The sequence below is a fragment of the Desulfosarcina sp. genome, from assembly GCF_033791525.1.
GTDB lineage: Bacteria > Desulfobacterota > Desulfobacteria > Desulfobacterales > Desulfosarcinaceae > Desulfosarcina.
On the sequence record NZ_JASJGN010000288.1, the window covers coordinates 1 to 4,130 of the forward strand.

General features: G+C 54.8%; 4 protein-coding genes. 3 read left to right on the forward strand and 1 reads right to left on the reverse strand.

Features of this window, described 5'->3' with window-relative positions:
* From QNK41_RS14275 to glnA, 3 genes are all read left to right on the forward strand, one after another.
* The coding region (locus tag QNK41_RS14275; protein WP_319258072.1) for an ACT domain-containing protein at positions 1-805 on the forward strand (805 nt) is incomplete at its 5' end.
* Positions 806-908: 103 nt separating this feature from the next.
* Positions 909-1,247: a P-II family nitrogen regulator gene (locus QNK41_RS14280; protein ID WP_319258073.1), complete on the forward strand. Its 339-nt coding sequence runs from the start codon at positions 909-911 to the stop codon at positions 1,245-1,247.
* Between the two features lie 60 nt (positions 1,248-1,307).
* Positions 1,308-2,720, forward strand: a complete 1,413-nt coding sequence (gene glnA / locus QNK41_RS14285) for a type I glutamate--ammonia ligase (protein WP_319258075.1) — start codon at positions 1,308-1,310, stop codon at positions 2,718-2,720.
* A gap of 305 nt (positions 2,721-3,025) precedes the next feature.
* On the opposite strand, the gene QNK41_RS14290 is transcribed toward glnA, so the two are convergent.
* A complete protein-coding gene (locus tag QNK41_RS14290) occupies positions 3,026-3,766 on the reverse strand; it encodes a spondin domain-containing protein (protein ID WP_319258076.1) in 741 nt (246 codons plus the stop codon).
* Positions 3,767-4,130: the final 364 nt, after the last annotated feature.

Below are 4,130 nucleotides of genomic sequence, written 5' to 3' on the forward strand. Positions count from 1 at the left end.
GGCCTCCGGTCGTGCAGTGAGAACCGTCGAGAAAAAGAGGCAGGCGGTGGTTGACACCATTCCTGCAGGAATGGCGCCGGACCAGTTGGAACGGTTGCTCAGCTTTATGTCTCCCCGGTACATGCTCTACACCCCGGTCGGCAACATCCCGAAGCACCTGCAGCTTTACGCCGGGATCGGCGACCGGCCCTTTGTCTGGCACGTCGAAAGATCTCCGGGCGCAGATACCCGTACTGTAACCATCTGCGCCATGGATCGACCCGGTCTTATTTCCAGGATTGCGGGCGTTTTCACCCTGAATAATATCGATATCCTCGATGTTCAGGTCTTTACCTGGCGCAACAACATGGCCCTGGACGTCTTTGAAGTGACTCCACCACCGGATCCGATCTTCGAAGATGAGCGCTGGGAACGGGCCCGCCATAACCTTGAGGCGGCCTTGTCCGACCGGCTGGACCTGGGAAATAAACTGACCCGCAAAAAAAACGATGCGACACCGATCCTGCCCTACACGGCCGAGCGACCCACAGAAATACTCGTGGACAACGCAACATCCAGTTTTTTTACCATTGTCGAAGTCGTGACATTTGATTTTCCGGGCCTGCTGTTTCGGGTAACCGATGCGCTTTTCAAATGCGGCCTGGATATATGGGTCGCCAAGATCGCCACCAAGGTAGACCAAGTAGTGGATGTTTTTTACGTCAGGGATTTTGACGGCCAGAAGGTGGACGCACCGCAGCAGGTAGCGGCCGTCAAAGCAGCCATCCTGGAAATTCTCCCGGGTGAAGATCCGATCCATGACTGAACAACGTTCGCGGAGGAACCGGAAAAAAGAAGTTCAAGACGGAAACCCACCCATGAGGAGGCGACAATCGCTCTCTCGTTTCATAAAAACAGGAGGTTGAAAAATGAAGAAGATCGAGGCCATCGTCAAACCCTTCAAATTGGACGATGTGAAAGAGGCCCTCAACGAGATCGGCATTCAGGGAATGACCATCTCGGAAGTCAAAGGCTATGGACGCCAGAAGGGACACAAAGAGATCTATCGCGGAGCCGAGTATGTGGTGGACTTCATCCCCAAGGTTAAGATCGAGATTATCGTGGACTCGGAGCGTTCCGCCCAGGTGGTGGAGGCCATTCAAAAAGCCGCTAACACCGGAAAAATCGGCGATGGAAAAATCTTCGTATTCTCCGTGGAAGAGGTGATCCGGGTACGTACCGGCGAAACAGGAACAGATGCCATTTAATCGAAGGAACCGCTTTTCAAATCGTATTTCTACCTATTCAACATTTTCAGGAGGATAATTATGACCCCAGAACAAGTATTGGCAATGGCGAAGGAAAAAGGCGCGAAGGTCGTGGACATTCGTTTCATGGATTTCCCGGGCATGTGGCAGCACTTCAGCGTGCCCATCGGGGAACTGAACGAGGGCAGCTTCGAAGACGGCTTCGGCTTTGACGGCTCCAGCATCCGCGGCTGGCAGCCTATCAACGCCAGCGACATGCTGGTGATCCCCGATGCGGCCACCGCCAAAATCGATCCTTTTTTCAAGGCACCCACCCTGGTGCTCATCGGAGATATCGCCGATCCCATCACCCGTGAAACTTACACCCGTGATCCGAGAAACATCGCCAAGAAAGTCGAGGCCTATCTCAAGAGTACCGGAATCGGCGACACGGCCTTTATCGGCCCAGAGGCGGAATTCTTTATCTTCGATGACATCCGCTACAAAAGCGATCCCCAGAGTGCCGCTTTTTCCATCGATTCAGTCGAAGGGATCTGGAACTCGGCGCGAGATGAAGGCCCCAACCTGGGCTACAAACTCCGCCACAAGGAAGGCTACTATCCCGTACCGCCGTCGGATAAGTTTCAGGACCTGCGTTCAGATATGATGCTTACGCTGGAAAGTCTGGGTATCGATGTGGAGTGCCAGCATCATGAGGTGGCCACCGCCGGTCAATCCGAAATCGACATACGCTTCAAACCCTTGGTTCAGATGGCCGACCAGCTCATGTGGTTCAAGTATGTAGTGAAAAATGTGGCGCACAAGGCCGGCCACACGGTTACCTTCATGCCCAAACCGCTGTACGGCGACAACGGCACCGGCATGCACACCCATGTCAGCATCTGGAAAGAGGGCAAACCCCTTTTCGCCGGTGATAAATACGCAGGCGTCTCTCAGGAGGCCCTGTGGGCCATCGGAGGCATTCTCAAGCATTGTAAATCACTGTGCGCCTTCACCAACCCCACCACCAACTCCTACAAACGGCTGGTTCCTGGGTTCGAGGCACCGGTGAACCTGGCCTACTCCAGCCGCAACCGCAGCGCGGCCATCCGAATCCCCATGTACTCGGCGTCGCCCAAGGCCAAGCGCATCGAGTTCCGGACTCCCGATCCGTCCTGCAACGGTTACCTGGCCTTTTCGGCTATCATGATGGCAGTCCTCGACGGTATACAGAACAAGATCGACCCGGGCGATCCGCTGGACAAGAACATCTATGACCTGCCGCCCGAAGAGCTGGCCGAGATCCCGTCTGCACCGGGTTCCCTGGACGAAGCGCTGGCTGCCCTGGCCGAAGACAACGCCTTCCTGCTCAAAGGGGACGTCTTTACCAAAGATGTCATTGACATGTGGATCGAATACAAGACCGAAAATGAAGTCAACCCCGTGCGGCTGCGTCCGCATCCTCATGAGTTTCAACTGTACTACGACATTTAATTCGGAAGTGTTTGACAGTGTGACCGATTCCTCCCGACGACAATCGGTCCTCCTTTGAAAACGGCAGCCTGCGATATCCAACCGCGGGCTGCCGTTTTTATTGTATTGCTACTGATTCCGCCTCAACGCCCAATGAATCACATAGGGCCCGCAGAGAATCTAATTTAACTACGGCTTCAACAAGATAAAGGGCCTCGAAAAAGACTTCTCGATAGACATCTGAGGCAATTGCAGGCCTTCATCGTATTACGGACGAGCCAGAGTTGAACCATGTTCACGCTAAAGAAAGCACTGAATCGGCTCCGCTAATGGTCTCTGCCATGTCGTCGTGAATGGACTTCAATCACTATCTCTGCAACGGGATTCAGCCAGCGGTGGATGGTGCTGTCCAGATCGCTGATGCCGTCTCCGGAATCGGTATCGCCGATCACCCCCCGATGAATGTGCACCGTCGAATTTTTATCAGTGTCGGCAACACCGCTGCCGCCGGTGCCGGCATTGCCACCGGGGTCGGCTGGAATTCCCGGAACACCTGGATCCCCGCCGCCGGTGATGCGTTCATCATTGGCCTCGGTGCCGGCATCGTAGCCGACCAGGTAGTATCGGTAAGTGCCCGGAATGCGGGGGATGCGCAGCGAATCGAGGCCCACGAAGCCGTCGTTGGTGGGCAGCAGCATGGCCACCAATGACAGGTAACGGTTGCGGGTACGGTTGGTGTTGAAATAAACGTCGCTGACGATGCCACCGGGCGGCAGCACGTCCCCGACCGGATTGGCCACCGTGTCCCGGTCCTCACCACCCACCATTTCAATCAGCCCGGAAATTTTGCCCCCTTCCGCCATGGCCTGCAGGGCCGCTGATGCTGGCGAACCGGTTTCGAAAAGATGGGTCTCCCCGTCGTGGGCGGTGATGAGCAGGGGGGTGAAATAAATCCCGTTGGTCAGGTTCTTGACGGTGACGGTGAACTCGGCAGCCACGGCTTGACCCATGCTTAAAACCGCCCCCACCACTACAGCAAACAATGTCTTGAATAGAATCTTTACCATGATGATCTCCTTAAATAGAAAAGGGTTTAAGGTGCAGCGCGGTTGCACACATCCGGTTTTTTTTAGCATCGGAACACCGGATACCAGTAGCGCTGGTTAAATGATAACCCTTGACTTTAAACCTTCGGTAAAGATCGGATAAAGATTCGGTAAAGTTTGGTTGGGGATAATCCGTATTTTTGAGGAAGAACCCTGCACGGCGTGAGTTCGCCGTTTGGATGAGCCAACACCCATCTTCCCGGATCAGGGTTGGTAGGTTATTCGGTAGATCCTGCCGGCATCGTCATCGGATACCAGCATGGAACCGTCTTCGAGGATCTCCAGATCCACCGGCCGGCCGATAACGCCGTCATCCCGGAGCCAC